Annotated in this window: 19 protein-coding genes, 1 tRNA gene and 2 pseudogenes; 11 read left to right on the forward strand and 11 right to left on the reverse strand. The window is 61.9% G+C overall.

What is annotated here, in order from left to right:
• Window positions 1–369 (forward strand): annotated as a pseudogene (locus IYY11_RS22755) (transposase); the annotation flags it as partial.
• Between the two features lie 262 nt (window positions 370–631).
• On the opposite strand, the gene IYY11_RS03595 reads toward IYY11_RS22755, so the two are convergent.
• Window positions 632–1,657, reverse strand: coding sequence for an IS110 family transposase (locus IYY11_RS03595; protein ID WP_196402826.1), 1,026 nt, complete (start codon window positions 1,655–1,657; stop codon window positions 632–634).
• 76 nt (window positions 1,658–1,733) lie between these two features.
• Here IYY11_RS03595 and IYY11_RS03600 point away from each other — a divergent pair.
• Window positions 1,734–1,988 (forward strand): annotated as a pseudogene (locus tag IYY11_RS03600) (transposase); the annotation flags it as partial.
• 200 nt (window positions 1,989–2,188) lie between these two features.
• On the opposite strand, the gene IYY11_RS03605 reads toward IYY11_RS03600, so the two are convergent.
• Together IYY11_RS03605 and IYY11_RS03610 are read right to left on the reverse strand one after the other, a co-directional pair.
• Window positions 2,189–2,265, reverse strand: a tRNA-His gene (locus IYY11_RS03605).
• Window positions 2,266–2,335: 70 nt separating this feature from the next.
• Window positions 2,336–2,887, reverse strand: a complete 552-nt coding sequence (locus tag IYY11_RS03610) for a DUF721 domain-containing protein (RefSeq protein ID WP_196402758.1) — start codon at window positions 2,885–2,887, stop codon at window positions 2,336–2,338.
• A gap of 87 nt (window positions 2,888–2,974) precedes the next feature.
• On the opposite strand from IYY11_RS03610, the gene IYY11_RS03615 reads away from it, so the two are divergent.
• Window positions 2,975–4,036 (forward strand): A/G-specific adenine glycosylase, encoded by a 1,062-nt coding sequence (locus IYY11_RS03615; protein WP_196402759.1) that lies wholly within the window; start codon window positions 2,975–2,977, stop codon window positions 4,034–4,036.
• A gap of 22 nt (window positions 4,037–4,058) precedes the next feature.
• The gene (locus tag IYY11_RS03620; RefSeq protein WP_196402760.1) at window positions 4,059–4,325 is read left to right on the forward strand and encodes an Imm74 family immunity protein; all 267 of its coding nucleotides are present in this window, start codon (window positions 4,059–4,061) and stop codon (window positions 4,323–4,325) included.
• 19 nt (window positions 4,326–4,344) lie between these two features.
• Here the strand turns inward: IYY11_RS03620 and glpK are convergent, their stop codons facing one another.
• Window positions 4,345–5,841: a glycerol kinase GlpK gene (gene glpK, locus IYY11_RS03625; protein ID WP_196402761.1), complete on the reverse strand. Its 1,497-nt coding sequence runs from the start codon at window positions 5,839–5,841 to the stop codon at window positions 4,345–4,347.
• Window positions 5,842–5,936: 95 nt separating this feature from the next.
• On the opposite strand from glpK, the gene IYY11_RS03630 reads away from it, so the two are divergent.
• The 3 genes from IYY11_RS03630 to bfr all read left to right on the forward strand — a co-directional run bounded on the left by IYY11_RS03630 (window position 5,937) and on the right by bfr (window position 7,345).
• The gene (locus IYY11_RS03630; RefSeq protein WP_196402762.1) at window positions 5,937–6,311 is read left to right on the forward strand and encodes a hypothetical protein; all 375 of its coding nucleotides are present in this window, start codon (window positions 5,937–5,939) and stop codon (window positions 6,309–6,311) included.
• 287 nt (window positions 6,312–6,598) lie between these two features.
• Window positions 6,599–6,835, forward strand: coding sequence for a bacterioferritin-associated ferredoxin (locus tag IYY11_RS03635; protein WP_014891379.1), 237 nt, complete (start codon window positions 6,599–6,601; stop codon window positions 6,833–6,835).
• 27 nt (window positions 6,836–6,862) lie between these two features.
• Window positions 6,863–7,345, forward strand: a complete 483-nt coding sequence (gene bfr / locus IYY11_RS03640; RefSeq protein WP_196402763.1) for a bacterioferritin — start codon at window positions 6,863–6,865, stop codon at window positions 7,343–7,345.
• A gap of 54 nt (window positions 7,346–7,399) precedes the next feature.
• Here bfr and IYY11_RS03645 read toward each other — a convergent pair whose 3' ends face one another.
• On the reverse strand, window positions 7,400–8,017 hold the full coding sequence (locus tag IYY11_RS03645; protein WP_196402827.1) for a helix-turn-helix domain-containing protein: 618 nt from the start codon (window positions 8,015–8,017) through the stop codon (window positions 7,400–7,402).
• A 188-nt stretch (window positions 8,018–8,205) separates the two neighbouring features.
• Here IYY11_RS03645 and IYY11_RS03650 point away from each other — a divergent pair, with 188 nt between their 5' ends.
• The 3 genes from IYY11_RS03650 (at window position 8,206) to IYY11_RS03660 (ending at window position 11,084) form a co-directional block, all read left to right on the forward strand.
• The gene (locus IYY11_RS03650; RefSeq protein ID WP_246719603.1) at window positions 8,206–9,096 is read left to right on the forward strand and encodes a UDP-2,3-diacylglucosamine diphosphatase; all 891 of its coding nucleotides are present in this window, start codon (window positions 8,206–8,208) and stop codon (window positions 9,094–9,096) included.
• Entirely contained in the window at window positions 9,096–10,196 is a 1,101-nt protein-coding gene (locus IYY11_RS03655) for a glycosyltransferase family 1 protein (protein ID WP_281431670.1), read from the forward strand. Before IYY11_RS03650 ends, IYY11_RS03655 begins: the two co-directional genes overlap by 1 nt.
• A 105-nt stretch (window positions 10,197–10,301) precedes the next feature.
• Window positions 10,302–11,084, forward strand: a complete 783-nt coding sequence (locus IYY11_RS03660; protein ID WP_196402765.1) for a molybdopterin-synthase adenylyltransferase MoeB — start codon at window positions 10,302–10,304, stop codon at window positions 11,082–11,084.
• Here IYY11_RS03660 and IYY11_RS03665 read toward each other — a convergent pair.
• From IYY11_RS03665 to IYY11_RS03685, 5 genes are all read right to left on the reverse strand, one after another.
• Window positions 11,068–11,421 (reverse strand): RidA family protein, encoded by a 354-nt coding sequence (locus IYY11_RS03665; RefSeq protein WP_029649346.1) that lies wholly within the window; start codon window positions 11,419–11,421, stop codon window positions 11,068–11,070. The two genes, IYY11_RS03660 and IYY11_RS03665, sit on opposite strands and share 17 nt — an antisense overlap.
• A gap of 337 nt (window positions 11,422–11,758) precedes the next feature.
• Window positions 11,759–13,660: a sulfate adenylyltransferase subunit CysN gene (gene cysN / locus IYY11_RS03670; RefSeq protein WP_196402766.1), complete on the reverse strand. Its 1,902-nt coding sequence runs from the start codon at window positions 13,658–13,660 to the stop codon at window positions 11,759–11,761.
• Complete coding sequence (gene cysD / locus IYY11_RS03675; protein ID WP_196402767.1) at window positions 13,660–14,562, reverse strand: sulfate adenylyltransferase subunit CysD; 903 nt, start codon at window positions 14,560–14,562, stop codon at window positions 13,660–13,662. The genes cysN and cysD overlap by 1 nt, the downstream gene beginning before the upstream one ends.
• 462 nt (window positions 14,563–15,024) lie before the next feature.
• The gene (locus tag IYY11_RS03680; RefSeq protein WP_026222690.1) at window positions 15,025–15,603 is read right to left on the reverse strand and encodes an HdeD family acid-resistance protein; all 579 of its coding nucleotides are present in this window, start codon (window positions 15,601–15,603) and stop codon (window positions 15,025–15,027) included.
• Window positions 15,604–15,789: 186 nt separating this feature from the next.
• Window positions 15,790–16,005 carry a hypothetical protein gene (locus IYY11_RS03685; RefSeq protein WP_210331226.1) on the reverse strand — a complete coding sequence of 72 codons (216 nt, stop codon included), beginning with the start codon at window positions 16,003–16,005 and terminating at the stop codon, window positions 15,790–15,792.
• A gap of 430 nt (window positions 16,006–16,435) precedes the next feature.
• Here IYY11_RS03685 and IYY11_RS03690 point away from each other — a divergent pair, with 430 nt between their 5' ends.
• Window positions 16,436–17,182, forward strand: a complete 747-nt coding sequence (locus tag IYY11_RS03690; RefSeq protein ID WP_196402768.1) for a hypothetical protein — start codon at window positions 16,436–16,438, stop codon at window positions 17,180–17,182.
• A gap of 100 nt (window positions 17,183–17,282) precedes the next feature.
• Here IYY11_RS03690 and IYY11_RS03695 read toward each other — a convergent pair whose 3' ends face one another.
• Entirely contained in the window at window positions 17,283–17,747 is a 465-nt protein-coding gene (locus tag IYY11_RS03695) for a hypothetical protein (protein ID WP_196402769.1), read from the reverse strand.
• Window positions 17,748–18,512 lie beyond the last annotated feature (765 nt).

Below are 18,512 nucleotides of genomic sequence, written 5' to 3' on the forward strand. Positions count from 1 at the left end.
TTGCGGTCTGACGTTCAAAAAAAGACCGCCCATGCGAGCGAACAGGACCGCCCGGACGTAAAGGCGCGGCGCGAAGCCTGGTTCGAGAGCCAGCTCGATCTCGATCCGGAAAGGCTCGTCTTCATCGATGAGACCTGGACCACGACCAACATGGCGCGCAAATGCGGGCGCGAACAGAAAGGCGAGCGGCTGCGCGCGAGCGTTCCGCACGGACATTGGAAGACGACGACCTTCATCGGCGGTCTGCGCTGCGACCGCATGACGGCGCCGATGGTTCTCGACGGGCCGGTCAACGGCCAATGGTTCCAAGCCTATGTCGATCAGGTTCTCGTCCCGACGCTCTCGCGGGACGACATCGTGATCATGGACATGTATGGACGCCCCCGCCGGTGCAAGAAGAATCTTCGAAGTTGCGCAGCGCATGGTCAGGTGCTGACATGTATCCGGCCTCTGATGCGGCGCAGTCACATGCCGCGGGCCCGTATGGGAGTTCGCGGATCGGATCCATTACAATCTCGCGCGCTCGTGGCGCTCGTCCATGAACTGGTTTTCCCGATCCCGTCTCGTCGACCGTTGCGCCATACCCTCCGCTTGACCTTCCTACGCCGTCGACAACCCTCGCGATCCCGCCCTATGCGGCCACGATCGGAGTTCGATATACCCCACCATTGGCGAGCAGAGCCCATGCGACGCGCGCCATCTTGTTGGCCAATGCCACCCGCACCAGCATGGGCGGCTTACGGCGCAACATTCGATCGAGCCATGACCCGGCCAACGCTCCCTTGCGAGCAGTCCAGGCTGCAACTGAGCTTGCCCCGATGATCAGCAAGCGTCGCAATGTTCGCTCGCCCATTCTCGAAGTCCTGCCGAGGCGTTCCTTGCCGCCGGTCGATCGTTGGAGAGGTGTCAATCCGAGCCAGGCTGCAAAATCGCGCCCACGCTTGAAGGTCTCAGGTGATGGTGCGAGAGCGGCCAATGCTACGGCTGTCACCACGCCGATGCCTGGAATCGTCATCAGCCGACGAGCGACCTTATCCTCCTTCGCTCGACCTGCGATCTCCCGATCAAGCCTGGTGACGCGTTCTTCAAGCGCGCGTAATTGTTCGACCAGCAGCGCGAGAATTGAACGTGCGGCTTCCGGCAGGTGAGAAGTTGGGTCGCCCACCATCGCGATGAGCTTGGACAGGTGTTGCGGCCCCTTCGCGATGATCATGCCGAACTCGGCCAGGTGACCACGCAACGCGTTGATCGTCTGCGTGCGTTGACGGACAAGCAGATCGCGAGTGCGGAATACGATCGCCGCAGCTTGCGCCTCTTCGCTTTTGACGGATACGAATCTCATCGTCGGTCGTTGCGCGGCTTCAGAAATTGCTTCGGCGTCGGACGCATCGTTCTTCTGCCGCTTGACGAACGGCTTCACATAGGCCGGCGCAATCAGTTTGATAGAGTGGCCGAGCTTGCCGATCTCGCGCCCCCAGTAGTGGCTGCCGGCGCAGGCTTCCATGGCGACGGTGCAAGGCGGGAGGGTGGCAAAGAACGGCAGAACCTGTTGGCGTCGTAGCTTCTTACGAAAGACCACAGCGCCGCTCTTATCGGCTCCATGCGCTTGGAATACGTGCTTCGCGAGATCGAGGCCGATTGTGCTAACATTCTTCATGGACGCATCCTTTGCGAGTGGCTTGAAACACCACCACTCTGGCACACGATGCCGTCGAGGGGGCGTCCACCCCATCAATCTTGGCAGCCACAAGGGCGCCGGCGTGCGCAAGGCCATCGAGGCGGCGGGCGCGACCCTGCTGTATCTCCCGCCTTGCAGCCCTGACGTCAATCCGATCGAAAAGGCGTTCTCAAAACTCAAGGCCCTGTTGCGCAAGGCCGCAGAGCGAACCGTCGACGCGCTATGGGACAGGATCGGCCTGCTGCTGAAGGAGTTCTCGCCGACAGAATGCGCAAACTTCTTCGCCGCCGCAGGATATGAACCGGTTTAAGGCGAATCCGCTCTAAGCGTAAAGGGCTTGCCCGGCGCCGAACTGCCCAAACTGCGTCACGCAAGCACAGCGATGATCCCCTCGTTGTCGGGCTCAAAGCCACAACGTCTTGGAAGCTGTGTTCTGCTTACCGAATGCTTACCGAGAGTGATTGGCCAATGCAAAACAGAAAAAAACGTGACATAACTAATTTATATACATGGTACCGCCACCCCGGCTCGAACGGGGGACCCCCAGATCCACAATCTGGTGCTCTAACCAACTGAGCTATGGCGGCGTTTAGCGGCGCGAACCTAAAAGCAAGCGTTCGCGATTGCAAGCCTTCGCAAGGGCGGATCGGGGCGCCGTCAAGCGTCGCCGGGCGCGCCGCTCGGGCCGGCGAGCGCATGTTCGCCGAGCCTGATGAGCGCGTCGCGCAGGCCTTCCTCGGCGACGCCCTCGGCCGCCGCGATGGCGCGGGCGCGCGCCGCCGCGTCGGGCTTGGGCGCCCGGGCAAGGCTTGGCCGAGACGCCGTTGCGAGGGGGATGGCTTCCTGTCGCAGCGCGATCCGCGCGACGCAGCGCCAGCCAAGATGCGCATTGACCCGATCGATGATGGTCGGGGCGAGATGCTGCGCCTCAAGCCCGAAGCCCGGGTCCACCCGCAGCACGAGAGTCGCCGGCTCGCGCGGCGTCTTTTCGCGGCGCTTCCCCGGCGAGGGGTCAGCCGGCTTCGCCCGCCGCTGCGGCGGCCACTGCAGCGAGGCGGGCGCGCAGATTCGCGCGATTCGGACGCCGACGATCTCGCGCCAGCACAAGAGCAGCGAGGCTTCCCCGAAGCCGCGCGCGGCGATGAGCGGGTCGAGTTCGCGCGCAACGTAATCGGCGAGCGAGCGCGCTTTGAAGCCTTTGGCGCGCATGGGGACGCTCGAAGATACGCTCATCGGACTTGCGGCGACGCCGCCCTCCTTGCCGGGGCGAGGCTTCGCCCTCTATCAATCGCTCTCATGATAAAGCCTCGCGCGAGATCGACCAAACCGGGCGCGGCGCTGCTCGTCTGGTACGACGTCCATCGGCGCGACTTGCCCTGGCGCGCGCGGGCCGGCGAAGCGCCGGACCCCTATCGAATCTGGCTTTCCGAAATCATGTTGCAGCAGACGACCGTCGCGACGGTGAAGGAGCGTTATGCGGCCTTCCTGACGCGCTGGCCGGCGATCGATGATCTGGCGCGCGCGCCGCTCGATGACGTTCTCGCGCAATGGGCGGGGCTCGGCTACTACGCCCGGGCGCGCAATCTGCACGCCTGCGCCCGCGCGGTCGTGGATTCTGCCCGCGGATTTCCGCGCGACGAAGCGGCTCTGCGCCGGCTTCCCGGAATAGGTCCCTATACGGCGGCGGCGATCGCCGCCATCGCTTTCGATCAGCCCTGCGTCGCCGTCGACGGCAATGTCGAGCGCGTTATCGCGCGTCTTCACGCGATCGAGACGCCGCCGCGCAAGGTTGCCTCGCTCGTTCGCGAAAAGGCCGCAGCGCTGATGAGCCCTGCGCGCCCCGGCGATTCCGTTCAGGCGCTGATGGAGCTCGGCGCGCTTGTGTGCGCGCCGCGAACGCCGGACTGCCCGGCCTGTCCGCTGTCGTCTTTCTGCGCCGCGCGGCGTCAGGGCGCGCAAAGCGACTACCCGGTGCGCGAGGTCAAGCGGCCGAAGCCCAGACGCCGCGGCGCGATCTTTATTCTGCGGCGCGGCGACGAGGCGTTGCTGCTGCGCCGGCCGCCGCGCGGGCTCTTTGGCGGCATGAACGCCTTTCCGTCGACGCCTTTGACGCAGGACATCGCCGCCGCGGAATTCTCGGGTTTCGCGCCCTGCGCGGCGCGGTGGCGCGCGCTCGAAGAGCCGGTGACGCATATTTTTACGCATTTCGCGCTGGAGGCGACGGTGTTCGTGGCGCAAACGCGCGCCAAAGCGGCGCCCTCGGATTGCCGCTGGGCGGCGCGCGCCAATCTCGGTAAAGAAGGATTGCCCACCCTCATGCGCAAGGCCGCCGCTCACGCCGGACTTCTCGACGCATGAGACTGCGAGGCTGGAGGGAGCGATGGCGCGACGCGCAGGCGGCTATCAGGTCGAAGTGACGGAGGGCGCGATTCGCGTGCGCCGCGCGGGGAAAACGCTCACCATCCCCGCCGCGCCGCCGGACGGCGAATCAGAAGAAGACGCCGATTTCATCGTGCGTCTCGACGACCTCGAACATTGGGACGCGCCCGATGAGGAAACGCCGATCGGCATCGAGGAGCTGCAGAAAATCCTCGACGCGGTCGAAAAACAGCTCGAAAAGCACGGTTTGAGCGCGGATTTCGAATAGCGCGCAAGTCTCAAACTTGTCAGACCGCCCAGCCGAGCGAACGCTCGACGGCCTTTTCCCAGGATGCGATGAGGCGCGCCCGCTCCTGCGGCGGCATATGGGGCGTAAAGCGACGTGATTGTCGCGTGTGCGCGGCGATGTCATCCAGGCTTTTATAAACGCCGACAGCAAGACCCGCCGCATAGGCGGCGCCGACCGCCGTCAACTCCAGCTGGCTGGGACGGACGACCGGCGCGTCGATGACGTCGGCCTGAAACTGCATTAACAAATCGTTCCCCGCCATGCCGCCGTCGACCTTGAGCGCGCCGATCTCGACGCCCGCGTCGGCGATCATCGCCGCCAGGACTTCCCGGGTCTGAAACGCCGCGGCTTCGAGCGCCGCGCGCGCGATATGGCCCTTGTTGGAGAAACGCGTCAGCCCGGCGATGATCCCGCGGGCGTCGCCACGCCATCGCGGCGCAAAAAGACCAGAGAAGGCCGGCACGAAATAGACGTCGCCATTGTCCGGCACGCTCCTCGCCAGCGCCTCGATCTCGCGGCTCTCTTTAATGATCCCGAGATTGTCGCGTAGCCACTGCACCAGAGCGCCGGCGATCGCGATCGAGCCTTCCAGCGCGTAGCAGGGTTTGGCGTCTCCAAGCTGATAGGCGAGCGTCGTCAGCAGGCCCTTGGTCGATATGCGCGGCGTCTCGCCGACGTTCATCAGCAGAAAACAGCCGGTGCCATAGGTGTTCTTGGCGTCGCCAACATTGACGCAGGCTTGCCCGAGCAGCGCGGCGTGCTGGTCGCCAAGCGCGCCGGCGAGCGGAACGCCGGCGAGCGCGCCGACGCATTCCCCATAGACCTCGCTCGAGGAGCAGATTTTCGGCAGGCAGGCCGCGGGAATGTCGAAGATCCGCAGCAGCTCTTCATCCCATCGCAGGGTTTCGAGAGTCATCAGCTGTGTGCGCGAGGCGTTGGTCGCGTCGATGAGATGGCGGCCGCCGCCGGGGCCGCCGGTCAGGTTCCAAATGATCCAGGAATCGATCGTGCCGAAAAGCACGGCGCCCTGCGCCGCCCTCGCGCGCGCGCCGGGGATTTCGTCGAGAAGCCAGGCGAGTTTGAGCGCGGAAAAATAGCTCGCGAGCGGCAGGCCGGTTTTTGCGCGGACCAGATCGCCCAGGCCTTGCGCCGCGATCCGGTCGACGGCGGCTTGCGTGCGCGTATCCATCCAGACGATCGCGTTGTGAAGGGGCGCGCCGGTCGCCGCATCCCACAAGACCGTCGTCTCGCGCTGATTGGTGACGCCGACGGCTGAGAGGTCGCGGGGCGAGAGCTTGGCCTCGGCCAGCGCCGCCTCGATCACGGCCTGCGCGTTGCGCCAAATCTCGGCGGCGTCATGTTCGACCCATCCGGGGCGGGGATAGATTTGCCGGTGCTCGCGCTGCGCCTGGGCGATGATCCCGCCCTGACTGCGCATGACGATAAAGCGGGTGCTCGTCGTGCCCTGATCAAGCGCGCCCAGGAGTTTGGACATTCATAACCCTCTGATGAACGGAAGTTTCAGCCTCGGTTCAGCGCGCCGGCCGCAATTTGAAGCAGTTAAGTTCTTTCCCCTCAGGAGGATGCTCCATGAAATCGGCAGCCGTCAAAATCCTATCGGCGCCAGTCAAGCCGGCCGTCGCTGCGCTTCTTTTCGTTCTCGCTTCGAGCGCATTCGCGCCAGAGGCTTCCGCGCTGCCGGGGATTGATCGCGCGCCCGCGGCTCAGCTGGGGCAGGGCGTCGAGAAGGCGCGCTGGGTGTGCGGACCCTATCGCTGCTGGTGGCAGCCTGGCTACGGCTGGGGCGGCGGCTACGGCTGGGGTGGTCCCCGTTGGGGCGGCGGCTGGGGTGGCGGCCCGGGCTGGCGTCGCCAAGGCTGGGGCGGACCTGGCTGGGGCGGACGCGGCGGCGCTTGGGGTGGCGGCGGCTGGGGCGGCGGCGGCTGGGGACACCGTCACTGGTAGGAAAAATTTAGCCCCGAGATCAGGAGCCGCGGACGTCGTTCGCGGCTCATCTTTTTTCACTTGCCGGGAGACCAACTCGTCCAAAATGTATTTGATGAACCGGCATGGTCCTTGCCAATTAGAGTTCATCAGCGCGCGTTTGTCCGAAAGGCGACACGCGAGAGTTGGCAAACGAGAGGAGATGTTGTAACCTACTGATACGAAAGGTAGTTTGCAATGTTTCCAAAGAAGGAAATTTGCAACCTTTCCAGAAAGCAGTTTGCAACCTTTCCAAACTAGGCTAAGTAATGATCGTCTGTTCGTGCAACGTCCTGTCGGACCGCGATGTGCGCGATACGCTTGGGCCACGCGGTGACCGGCCTTCGGTTTCAGCTGTGTTCCGGCATATGGGCTGCGAGGCGAAATGCGGGCGCTGTGTGCGCAGCATTGTCGCCATCGTCGACCAGCACGCCGCGAGAGGATTGGATGAGTGCTCGGGCAGCGGCGATTGTGAAGGCTGTCGCGCCGACGAACTGGCGGCCTAAGTCTATTTTCATGGAAAGGATGCGGATATGCGCGGTGACGCGAAGGTCATCGATTATCTCAATCGTGGGTTGCGCGCAGAATTGACCGCGGTCAATCAATACTGGCTGCATTACCGCATTTTCCACAATTGGGGTTTTCTCGAACTCGCCAAGAAATGGCGGGAAGAGTCGATCGAGGAGATGCGTCACGCGGATCATTTCGCCGAGCGCATCCTCTTCCTTGAGGGCTTCCCGAATATGCAGGTGCTCGATCCGCTGCGTATCGGCCAATCCGTCGAGGAGATCGTCAAGGCCGACCTCGAGACCGAGTTCGCCGCCCGCGAGCTGTATCTCGAAGCCGCGGCCTATTGTCTCTCGATCAACGATCGCGTTTCGGAGCAGCTTTTCGAAGGCGTGGTGAAGAGCGAGGAGAAGCACATCGACTTCCTCGAGACGCAGCTTGAGTTGATCAAGCAGCTCGGCGTCCAGCTTTACTCGCAAAAGCACATCGGCGAGTTGCATTCCTCCTGACCGGGGCCGCCATCGACCGCCGCAGGATGCTCACGCGTCCGCGGCGGCGGCGGTTCATTCCATCACCGCCGCCTTCAGAATGCACACCATCGTCGCCTGCGCCGGCGTTTTGCCGAGGTTGCGGATAATGTGCGGCCGGTCGCAGCGATAGCGCAGGGTTTCCCCAGCTTTCACGCACGATTTCGCGCCGGCGACCTCGACCTCAAGCTCGCCGTCGCGCACGGACAGGCTTTCGACCGAGCCACGCTGATGCGCCTCGGATTCCAATACGCCGCCGGGCGCGGCCGCGAATTCATAGCACTGCAGCCATTCGACGGTCTTGATCCAGCCGATGATCTCGAGCCGGCATTTGCCGTCGTCGGACACCAGGAGGGGCGTGTCCGCTTTGCTGGTTTTCTCGAGGAAGGGTCCATCTTCCGTCGTCTGCAAAACCCGCTCGATCGAGACGTCGAGCGCCTGCGCGAGACGCCAGATGGTCGCGAGCGTCGGATTGGTTTCATTGCGCTCGATCTGGCTGATGATCGACTTGGCGACTCCAGACTGCGAAGAGAGTTCGGAAAGCGACAAATTATAGGCTTTCCGCAGCCGCTGCACGGTCGCGCCGAGCTGTCCAGAAAGCGCCAGCGCGCCCGCCTGCAACATTTTCTGCTTGTCCTGACCTTCGACGCCCATCATCCCCAGCGCTTCAGCTGCGCCCGTTACGTTGCAGAATCGATCGGCAAGATAGCCGACTGCGTTCGAAATATCGAACAGCGAACCCCCGCGCGTGCGTCTGCTCGAGCCGAGATGGCCATGTCATCTGGCTGTGATGCGAATCTGGTCAATCAGCCCAAGCGGCGAAGGCGAGAGGCGAACAGCTCATGCTCGACAGAAACGCCAGGGTGAAGGTCTCCCAAGCGGTGCGCGCCAACACGGCGCAGATGTCGGATCCGGCAAGTGAACATGCAGTGAGGCGCTATCGGACGCTGTTTTTGTCCGATCTGCATCTCGGCGCACGCGGCGCCCAGGCTGAACTGCTGGTCGATTTTCTCAAACATAACGACGCCGACACGTTCTATCTTGTCGGCGACATCGTCGACGGCTGGCGGCTGAAAAACGGCTGGTATTGGCCGCAGGCGCATAATGACGTGATCCAAAAGCTGTTGCGCAAGGCTCGAAAGGGCGCGCATGTCATATATGTGCCGGGCAATCACGACGAATTCGCCCGCGAATACACCGGTCTCAACTTCGGCGGCGTCGACGTCGTCGACCACGCGCTGCATAAAACCGCCGACGGCAAGACCATGCTGGTCATCCACGGCGATCAGTTCGACATCGTCGTGCGCAACGCCCGGTGGCTCGCCTTCTTCGGCGACTGGGCCTATGATTTTGCGATCGTCGTCAACACCTGGTTCAACCGTGCGCGCCGCATGTTCGGCGTCGGCTATTGGTCGCTTTCCGCCTGGGCGAAGCTGAAGGTCAAGAACGCCGTCAATTTCATCGGCGATTTCGAGAACGCCCTCGCGTCCGAGGCGGCCCGCCGCAACGTTGACGGCGTGATCTGCGGACATATCCATCACGCGACGATCAAGACGATCAGCGGCAAGCTCTACGTCAACACCGGAGACTTTGTCGAAAGCTGCACCGCGATCGCCGAACATGACGATGGCGCATTTGAGATTTTGCGGTGGCACAAGACGGCGGCTGAACGTGAGGCGGCGGACGCTGTCGAGCGCGCCAAGTCCTTGCCCGAGAGAGCGGCGGCGGCTTGATGCGAATATTGGTGGCGACGGACGCCTGGCGTCCGCAGGTCAATGGCGTCGTCCGATCGCTCGAGACCATGGCGCAGTCGGCGCGCGCGCTGGGCGCCGAGATCGACTTTTTGACCCCGCGCGATTTCAATTCGCTGCCCATGCCGACCTATCCGGAGATCGCGCTGGCGCTCGCTTCGCCGCGCGCCGTTCGCCGGCGGCTCGAAGATGGTTATGATCACGTCCATATTGCGACCGAAGGGCCCATCGGCCTTGTGACCCGCGCCGTCTTGCTAAGGGCGCGCCGCTCTTTCACCACGAGCTTCCACACGCGCTTCCCGGAATATATCCAGGCGCGTTTTGGGCTTCCCGTCGGAGTCGCCTATGCGGCCTTGCGCCGCTTCCATAACGCCGGCGCCGGCGTGATGGTGTCGACGCCAAGTTTGTCGCGCGAATTGTCAGAGCGGGGATTTCGGCGGGTCCTGCGCTGGTCGCGCGGCGTGGACCACGCGTTGTTTACCCCCGATGCGGCGACGCCGCTCCCCTATGAGCGGCCGATTTTCCTTTACGCCGGGCGCCTCGCCGTCGAGAAAAACATCGAGGCGTTTTTGTCGCTCGATCTGCCGGGCACGAAGCTTGTCGCCGGCGACGGACCCGCGCGCGCCGGGCTGGAAGCCAAATTTCCGCAGGCGAAATTCCTCGGAGTCAAAACGAGCGCCGAACTCGCGGCGCTCTACGCCGCATCTGACGTCTTCGTTTTTCCGAGCCGCACCGACACGTTCGGCATCGTGCTGCTCGAAGCCATGGCCTGCGGCCTGCCGGTCGCAGCCTATCCGGTCACGGGACCGCTCGACGTCATCGGGGCGAGCGGGGCGGGCGCGCTGAACGAGGATCTCCGGAGCGCCGCGCTGGCCGCGCTCGACATCAGCAGGGCGGCGGCGCGCGCGCATGCGCTGACCTTCACCTGGGAGAATTGCGCGCGACAGTTCCTCGACAATATCGCTTATGCGCGCGGCGCGGCCGCGCTCGGCGGCGTCGGACTTGAGGCGTTGCGCGAAACGAGCCAGGCCTCCGCCGAGGACCGTCGATCGGTGAAAAAGCGGCAGCCCGTCCAACCCTGACTCATCGTCATTTCAGCGCTTGCAACGGTCACTGCTGGAGACAAGAGAGCGAAGCCGCTATGGTCGCGCCGCCGCAATCCCCGCGCGGCGCACCGGAGAGTCTTATTGAGCCTTTCGCCTGAAGAAATCGAACGCTACGCGAGACATCTCGTGCTGCGCGACATCGGCGGGCCGGGCCAGAGCAAGCTCAAGGATGCTCGTGTACTCGTCGTCGGCGCTGGCGGGCTCGGCGCGCCGCTGCTGCAATATCTCGCAGCGGCCGGCGTCGGCGCGCTCGGCGTCGTCGACGACGACGCGGTTTCACTGTCCAACTTGCAGCGCCAGGTGATCCACGCGACGCAGGATGTCGGCCGCCCCAAGGTCGAAAGCGCGCGAGACGCCATCGCCCGCATCAATCCGCACGTCGTTGTGGAGCCGCATGCGCTGCGACTCGATGAGACGAACGCCCGGGCCTTGATCGGGCGCTACGATGTCGTGGCCGACGGTTCGGACAATTTCGCGACGCGCTATCTCGTCTCGGACGCCTGCTACTACGAAAGAAAGCCGCTCGTGACCGCGGCGCTCGGCGGCTTCGACGCGTCGCTGACGACGTTGCGGCCCTTCGAACGCGCCCCCGACGGCGGCCCTAACCCGACCTATCGCTGTCTGTTTCCGACGCCGCCGCAGGCGGGGGAAATCCCGACCTGTGAAGAAGCCGGCGTTCTTGGCGCGCTTGCCGGCGTCGTCGGCGCGATGATGGCGCTCGAAGTCGTGCGTGAAATCGTCGGCTTTGGCGAGGGGCTGGTCGGCCGTCTGCTGCTCATCGACGCGCGCGGCATGCGTTTCGAGACCATCCGCTATGCCTTTGACCCGGAAAATCCGCTGAGCGGCGCTAGAGCGCCGCGATGACGGCGATCTCGACCTTGTAGGCCGGCGCCACGAGCTTCGCTTCGACGGTGGCGCGTGCGGGCGGATTGGCCTTGTCGACCCATTCGTCCCAAACGCCGTTCATCTCTGCGAATGTCGCGATGTCGGCAAGGTAAATCGTCGCCGACAGGATATTGGCCTTGGCGCTGCCGGCTTCGGCGAGAAGCGCGTCGATCTGCGCGAGGATTTCGCGAGTCTGATCGGCGACCGATCCGCCCTTGGTCTTGTCGGCCACCTGGCCGGCCGTGTAAACGGCGTTGCCGCGAACGACCGCCTGGCTCATACGCGGCCCCGCGCCGATCCTTTTAATGTTGCTCATCTCGCCTCCATGCGTCCCGCGCCGGTCTAGGCGAAGCGCGTGTCACGGGCAAGCCGGGAGATAAGGCGGAGCGCGGCAAACCTACCGCTTTGCGCCCTGGCGAGCGGCTCCTGGCCCGAGCGGCGCCACGGGGCGCGACTTGCATGATCGCGAACAAGTCTTCGCCACGTCAGTGCGACGCGTGGCGGGACAATCGATGTAACCTAGGAGGCAACGTGCGGCGCGGGCCTGCGTGACTGCGCAGCTGCGTTTCCGTCAGACTAACCATTGACGAAATTTTTTCGCGAAGCGCGAGTTAGGAGAAGAATGAAGCCGATGCTGAGCTGCGCCGCAAGGGCTAGACCCCCAGCGTCCCGTTCGCCTCAAGATAGGCGATGATCTGATCGGCGATGGCTTCGGCCGAGCGCTCGGCTGAACTCAGCTTCAATTCCGGAAACTCCGGCGCTTCATAGGGCTGATCGACGCCGGTAAAATTCTTGATCTCGCCGGCGAGCGCGCGTCTATACAATCCCTTGGGATCACGCTCCTTGCACACATCGAGCGGCGCGTCGATGAAGATCTCGATGAATTCCTGTTCGCCGACCAGCGTTCGCACCATGCGCCGTTCAGCGCGGAAGGGTGAAATGAAGGCGCAAAGCACGATCAAGCCTGCGTCGACCATCAGTTTCGCGACTTCTCCCACCCGACGGATGTTTTCGACGCGGTCGGCTTCGGTAAAGCCGAGGTCCTTGTTGAGGCCGTGCCGCACATTGTCGCCGTCGAGCATCAGCGTATGGGCGTGACGTTCGACAAGCTTGGATTCGACGAGATTGGCGATCGTCGATTTTCCCGCGCCGGAGAGTCCGGTAAACCATAGGACCGCGGGCGTCTGATGTTTGAGACGCGCGCGCGTCGCCTTGGAGACGGATTGCTCCTGAAGATGGATATTCGTCGCACGGCGCAGCGGAAAGGCGATGATCCCCGCGGCGGCGGTCGCATTGCTGAAGCGGTCGATCAGGATAAAAGCGCCGGTCGTGCGGTTTTCATCGTAAGAATCGAAAGCGACGGGCGCGGCGGTCGCGACATTGCAAAAGCCGATCTCATTCAGGCTCAGCGTTTTGGCGGCGCTCTTTGCGCCAGTGTCGACGTCGAGCTTGTGCTTGATGTCCGTCACGCTGGCGGCGAGAGACCGGCCGTTGATTTTCATCAGATAGGAACGGCCGGGCATAAGACTGTCGTCGCTCATCCAAATGAGATGCGCGGCGAATTGGTCGGCGACGTTCGGGCGCGTTGTCGGGTGGCAGAGAACGTCGCCGCGAGACGCGTCGATTTCGTCGGCGAAGGTCACCATGACCGAGTCCGGCGCGGCGGCGCTGAACAGGTCCCCGCCCATGGCGACGATACGCGCGATTGTGGTTTTCCGTCCGGAGGCGGCCGCCACGATTTCATCGCCGACCTGGAGGCGGCCGGAAGCGATGGCGCCGGCGAAGCCACGGAAGGCGTCGCTTCGGCGATTGACCCATTGCACCGGCAGCCGCAGCGGCGCCTCGCCGCCATCCGTCTCGACGTCGGCGTTTTCGAGATAGGTCAAGAGACTGGGGCCGCGACGCCACGGCATATTCGCCGAGTCGGCGACGACATTGTCCCCATGGCGGGCGGAGATGGGGATTGCTTCGACGGAGCGAAAGGCGAGCGATGCGGCGACGCTTTCAAATTCGCCGACAATTCTTTCAAACACGGCTTCGTCGTAATCGACAAGATCCATTTTGTTGACGGCCAGCACGATGTGCCGGACGCCAAGGAGAGAGGCGATCGTCGCATGTCGCCGCGTTTGCGTCAGCAGACCTTTGCGGGCGTCGACGAGCAGTATGGCCAACTCGGCGTTCGACGCTCCCGTCGCCATGTTGCGCGTATATTGCTCATGGCCGGGTGCGTCGGCCAGGATGAACGAACGCGCCGGGGTGGAGAAATAGCGGTAAGCGACGTCGATCGTGATGCCTTGCTCGCGTTCGGCCTCAAGTCCGTCGACAAGCAAAGCGAAATCGATCTCCTCGCCCAAAGTGCCGTGCCGCAGCGAGTCGCTGCGCAGAGCGGCAAGTTGATCATCGAAGATCAGCTGACGTTCGTAGAGAAGGCGCCCGACGAGCGTCGACTTGCCGTCGTCGACCGATCCGCAGGTCAAGACCCGCAAAGTGGGTCGCGGCCGGCTTGGTTGAGCTTTTGAGAGAATTTCCGCAGCTGCGATAAAGGGGGCGGTCATCAGAAATAGCCCTCGCGCTTCTTTCGCTCCATGGACGCAGACTCATCGAAATCGATCAGCCTGCCCTGACGTTCGGAGGTCGAGGCCAGTCGCATTTCCGCGATGATCGCCTCCAGCGTATCCGCCTCGGATTCAATCGCGCCGGTCAGCGGATAGCAGCCCAGCGTTCGAAAGCGCACGCGCCGCGATTCGACCACCTCATCCGGCGCCAGCGGAAACCTTTCATCGTCGACCATGATAAAAGCGCCGTTACGGCGGACGATTGGCCGTTCCTTTGCGAGATAAAGGGGCACGACCGGGATGTTTTCCGCGGCGATGTAGTCCCAGACGTCGGTTTCGGTCCAATTCGACAGCGGAAAGATCCGCATGGTCTCGCCGGCTCCCAGACGAGTGTTGAAAATCCGCCAAAGTTCCGGGCGCTGAGTTTTAGGATCCCATCCGTGCGAAGCGGTTCGATGCGAGAAGATGCGCTCCTTCGCCCGACTTTTCTCCTCGTCGCGGCGCGCGCCGCCGAAGGCCGCGTCGAATCCGCCTTCGTTCAGCGCCTGTCTGAGCGCCTCGGTTTTCATTGCTTGCGTATATGCGGATGAGGAGCAGGTGAAGGGCGAGACGCCGCGCTTTCGCCCGTCTTCATTCGTATGAACGATCAATTCCATTTCGACGCGCGCCGCGGTTTGGTCGCGGAACGTAATCATTTCGCGAAACTTCCACGTCGTGTCGACATGCAACAGCGGGAAGGGCGGCTTGGCTGGGTAGAAGGCCTTGAGCGCGAGATGCAACATCACGCTCGAATCCTTGCCGATGGAATAGAGCATCACCGGACGCCGGAACTCGGCCGCCGCTTCTCGCAAAATGAAAACCGCTTCGGCTTCGAGCCGGCGTAGATGGGGCGTGAGGGGCATTCTTCCTCAAAATTAGCAATAATCTCATCATGTTGGACGTCAAAGGAGTCGAAAATGTGATAGACTGGCTGGGCAGAAGGCGCGCTTGAGCGGGCTCAACGCGCGCCAACTCTGCGCGCGTCACCGAGCTGTTCGCACCGTTCTGAAATAGCGCTCAAATCCTCATAGGGTTGAGCGATCGGGGGAGGATCCGGGGGGCCCCCGTTCGAGCCGGGGTGGCGGCTACCATGTCCTCAGCCCGGCAATGTGGCGGGCCGCTTCCGTCATGATCCGGTCGCCGCGGATGCTTCAAGGCAAGTCGGCGCCGCCGATCTGTGTCCTGCGCTTCAGCTACTGATTGGCGAATACGCCCTTCTCAAAAAAGGCGTGGCGGGAGCCGTGTTCGGCTCCCGCCTGATTTTATTTACGGCGACCCAACCCGCCGATTGAGGCTGACGGGCGCTCGCGCGCCCGTCCAGACGCTTAAAGCAGAGCGCCTTCCGAGATCGCCCGAAGGCCAAAGCCGAGAGCGATGATTCCCCATCCTTTGAATAGCAAATCGATGCCCAGGAAGGTGCCGATCGCCCACAGCCCGGTGAACGGCCATCCGGTCACCAACAGCGCGCCCAGCAGCAGCGCGACGCCGCCCTGCAGGAGATACATCCACAGACCGTCGATCTGGGAGGTCAGCGCAAAACCGATGACGAGTATGCCTTCGGCGATGAAATAGAAGGCGATGAGAAGCGTGATCGCCTCGGCGCTGATCGCCGGGCGCGTCAGCAGCATGATTCCGACGATCGCCAGAAGAACCGCCCAGATGACGTGGACGAAGAAATCTGTCCACAGGCCCGCGGCCGAAAAGGCGAAGATGAGAACCGACACCGCGCTGACGATGAGCAGCGCGCCAAGAAAGCCGACCGCGATGAACGTCGCCATTCTGGCTCGGATGATTGCGAGGATTCCAAGCGCCCCGACCAATATTCCAAGGGCGATGACCCAGCCCCAGTGAACGGCGAGAACATCGGGGGCGCCTGAAACGAAAGAGTCAAACTGTCGCTGCATCTAAGGCTTCCATGGTGAGATGAGGAAAGCGGAATCTTTGCCGATTGGGCGCAAATAGCAAGCCGATAATTGTGACCGCATGATTTGACCGACAGCGGCGTTCGGGTCCGCGCCGAAATCTCGAATAGCGGGACGTGGCTCTCGTCGCAGCCGCCATCCGCCCGCCGCCCGTCCTGAGCGGCCCCTTCAACGCCCTTCGCTGTCGACATGCGCCATCTGCGCCTTCGCGTAGCGCGCTCCGGAGACGGAAGACGCGAGATTCTCCAGAGCGGCCAGGTCCTCGCGATCGAGCGTCAGCGCGAGCGCGCCGAGCGATTCGGCGAGCCTGTCGCGCCGTCGCGCGCCGATGAGCGGCACGACGTCGTCGCCGAAGCGCTGGAATTCGCGCTCTGGATGGCGCAAAAGCTCACCAAAACCGCGCGTGGCAAGGTCGCGAGCCTGGGATTCATGCGCGCCTTAGGCGACAGCATGGAGCCGCTAATCGAACCCGGCGCGTTGCTGCTGGCCGATGAGAGCGACTCCGATCATCGACGATCGCCCAAGCCGAGAAAGGCCTCGGATCACCATAATATTAGATGGCGACGCACTCACGCCTATTATCTCGCCATAGGCAAAGCCAACAGGGCGCGGGGCGGTAGGTCAGTTTGAATTTCAGGTTGTGACCCGACTAAGCTGTTCCTAAGGGCACAATCTTGGATGAAATACCGCTCAACTTTTGCAACAGACTTTTGCACGCTCCAAGGGCCTGATTTTCAAGGCTTCGACGCTTGTTGCGAAAGTCTTGATATTTGCGCCGTGCCCATAGCTAAGGGATGCGGTAGAACTCGCCGTCATGACGGCGAGTGCAAAGGAAGAAATCAAGCCCCACGCGGGCGACCTGTTGATTTTCGGTGACGACACCGGGCACGAGACGTTCGCCGGCGATCAGCCTTTCTACGGACTGGGATGCTGCCTGATTCTGGCAGAACATTACGAGCATTTAAAATCGAGATGGCGCGACGTAAGAAAAATTATCAAAGGCGACCCGAACGCTCCCCTGCATGCTTCGGACATCACCATTAGTGCGAAGCCGGAAGATTTCGTCGCGCTGGGCGATGCCTTCAAAGACCCATGCTTCGCAAGGGTTGCGGTGACAACAACAAAGACCGTCCTACTGCCGGCACTAATGGAACCTTGCGAGCCGGTTATGGGTCTGCTCGAAGACCAGATTAGGGCGATAGCTGATTTGTTGCCCTGCAAGCGCATATGGATCGTCCTGGAAGCGTCGAAGCGTGCTGACCCCACGGTTATGCGGTGCTTCGGCAAGCTCGCATCTCTCCGGCCTGTGTCGAGCTTGCCTGCCGAGCATCGGTTTCTTCCCAAGAGTGCAAACGAGCCGGGACTAGAGGTGGCAGACTTTATCGTCAGCGCTGCCGGCACACAGGTGCGGCACTGCATGCGCGGCAAATCCGGCGAGCCACCCGATTTCAAGCTGGTCTTTCGCCAGCTCCCTCGCATCGGCTGCCGTTATCGGGAGGTCACAAAGGTGACTGATCACCCGGACGGCACCATAAGCATCGACAGTATTAGCCCGCTGTAAAATTCCGGGTGGTGCGCATCCGCGCCGCGCCACAGTTTCTCAAAACCCCTGATTTTCGGCCCGAATCCTACGTCACGGATTTCTTGATTTATGCAATCGCTCACTTGTTCCGCAAGTCTTTCAGATTACGAAACCGAGTGCGCGCCGACTCCTCAATTGCACTGATAACCTTCGCATGCTGGACTGCAGCGTCCATCATCTGTGTTGAATCTTTCAAATCAATGTCCGGCGGGAGCTCAGTCAGCATCGACCGAGCAAAAATCAGCTTATCGATAGCCCGCTTATTGCCAAATTCAATTTCGTATGAAGTTTGTGCCGCACGACATGCGTGTTTGCCAGTGGTATCACGTTCATCTTGATATTCCGCAAGATAATGAATGAATGAGCGAAGTTCAGCTTCCGACATTTGAGCAATATCAGCGAGCGCGCTAGTTAAAATCTTCTCACTGTAAAATGTCTCTTTTGGCGTATACGATCCCGTATCCGCCTTCGTAATCCCAGCGGACAGGGCAAGCACCACGGCAACGTAGCACGCCGCTAATTTTTCAAATCCTTTTTGGCGCATTTTCAAGCCATCCGCGATCTAATGCTCATAGAAAATCACGGGAAGGTGATTTGTGCGGCTAGGAGACCTTACCAGCGCACGAATTTGAAAATTCGCTCCATCATCTTGCAATGGCTTTCCATACAATTTTTCGGCCGCCTGCTTCGCAGTTGTAGCGTCCACCTTTAGGTATGGTCGCCCGTCCCATCGTCCTTTAGGCCACAACTGAACTTGAAAGGTCGTCATCTCGACTCCCGCGGGTTTGAAGCCAAGGTTTGTCAATGCGTCTGTAGAATTAAAAATACCAGATTCTTCTGTGAAAATCACTCACGTCAACACTCCTTATACGCCTTTTGTGAATCCGCGACGCGTGTGGATCCGATAAGGCCCATTAGGGAACCGAATGAAAGATATGGAAATGGCGCTTTGCGGATTTCAAATCGACCCACGGCTGCCTTCAAAGCCCTTTCCGGTTCCTAGTTTGCAAATGCGCTAGAATATTAAAGACCGGGCGCTTTCCTTAGATGTTTGGACGTTTCAGCTGCTTTGATCCTTGCACTCTCGATCGGCGCTGACTTCCGAGTTCGCGCGCCAGGCCAAGCTTTAACTCCCGCTTTTCCCGGCTTTTTGATTTACTAGGCGCCGCTCCGCGCAATATTTTAGGCCATTTGATCTGTCGCCGCGCACACCGCTATCAAAGCCCTGCGGAACGCGCCATTGCCCGCTTTTCGGGCCCTATGACCGCTCAATCCCGCGCAATCCCACCTAAACCCGCCTGGGCCATGT

Origin of the sequence: Methylocystis sp. H62 (assembly GCF_015709515.1) — a bacterium.
Taxonomy (GTDB): domain Bacteria; phylum Pseudomonadota; class Alphaproteobacteria; order Rhizobiales; family Beijerinckiaceae; genus Methylocystis.

Excerpts from the sequence above, each read along its gene's own strand:
- IYY11_RS03655 (WP_281431670.1), top strand. The coding sequence starts at position 9,096 with ATGCGAATATTGGTGGCGACGGACGCCTGGCGTCCGCAGGTCAATGGC.
- IYY11_RS03630 (WP_196402762.1), top strand. The coding sequence starts at position 5,937 with ATGAAATCGGCAGCCGTCAAAATCCTATCGGCGCCAGTCAAGCCGGCC.
- glpK (WP_196402761.1), bottom strand. The coding sequence starts at position 5,841 with ATGTCCAAACTCCTGGGCGCGCTTGATCAGGGCACGACGAGCACCCGC.
- IYY11_RS03635 (WP_014891379.1), top strand. The coding sequence starts at position 6,599 with ATGATCGTCTGTTCGTGCAACGTCCTGTCGGACCGCGATGTGCGCGAT.
- cysN (WP_196402766.1), bottom strand. The coding sequence starts at position 13,660 with ATGACCGCCCCCTTTATCGCAGCTGCGGAAATTCTCTCAAAAGCTCAA.
- cysD (WP_196402767.1), bottom strand. The coding sequence starts at position 14,562 with ATGCCCCTCACGCCCCATCTACGCCGGCTCGAAGCCGAAGCGGTTTTC.
- IYY11_RS03645 (WP_196402827.1), bottom strand. The coding sequence starts at position 8,017 with ATGGGCGTCGAAGGTCAGGACAAGCAGAAAATGTTGCAGGCGGGCGCG.
- IYY11_RS03610 (WP_196402758.1), bottom strand. The coding sequence starts at position 2,887 with ATGCGCGCCAAAGGCTTCAAAGCGCGCTCGCTCGCCGATTACGTTGCG.
- IYY11_RS03695 (WP_196402769.1), bottom strand. The coding sequence starts at position 17,747 with ATGCGCCAAAAAGGATTTGAAAAATTAGCGGCGTGCTACGTTGCCGTG.
- IYY11_RS03615 (WP_196402759.1), top strand. The coding sequence starts at position 2,975 with ATGATAAAGCCTCGCGCGAGATCGACCAAACCGGGCGCGGCGCTGCTC.
- IYY11_RS03595 (WP_196402826.1), bottom strand. The coding sequence starts at position 1,657 with ATGAAGAATGTTAGCACAATCGGCCTCGATCTCGCGAAGCACGTATTC.
- IYY11_RS03650 (WP_246719603.1), top strand. The coding sequence starts at position 8,206 with ATGCTCGACAGAAACGCCAGGGTGAAGGTCTCCCAAGCGGTGCGCGCC.
- IYY11_RS03620 (WP_196402760.1), top strand. The coding sequence starts at position 4,059 with ATGGCGCGACGCGCAGGCGGCTATCAGGTCGAAGTGACGGAGGGCGCG.
- IYY11_RS03690 (WP_196402768.1), top strand. The coding sequence starts at position 16,436 with ATGACGGCGAGTGCAAAGGAAGAAATCAAGCCCCACGCGGGCGACCTG.
- IYY11_RS03680 (WP_026222690.1), bottom strand. The coding sequence starts at position 15,603 with ATGCAGCGACAGTTTGACTCTTTCGTTTCAGGCGCCCCCGATGTTCTC.
- bfr (WP_196402763.1), top strand. The coding sequence starts at position 6,863 with ATGCGCGGTGACGCGAAGGTCATCGATTATCTCAATCGTGGGTTGCGC.
- IYY11_RS03665 (WP_029649346.1), bottom strand. The coding sequence starts at position 11,421 with ATGAGCAACATTAAAAGGATCGGCGCGGGGCCGCGTATGAGCCAGGCG.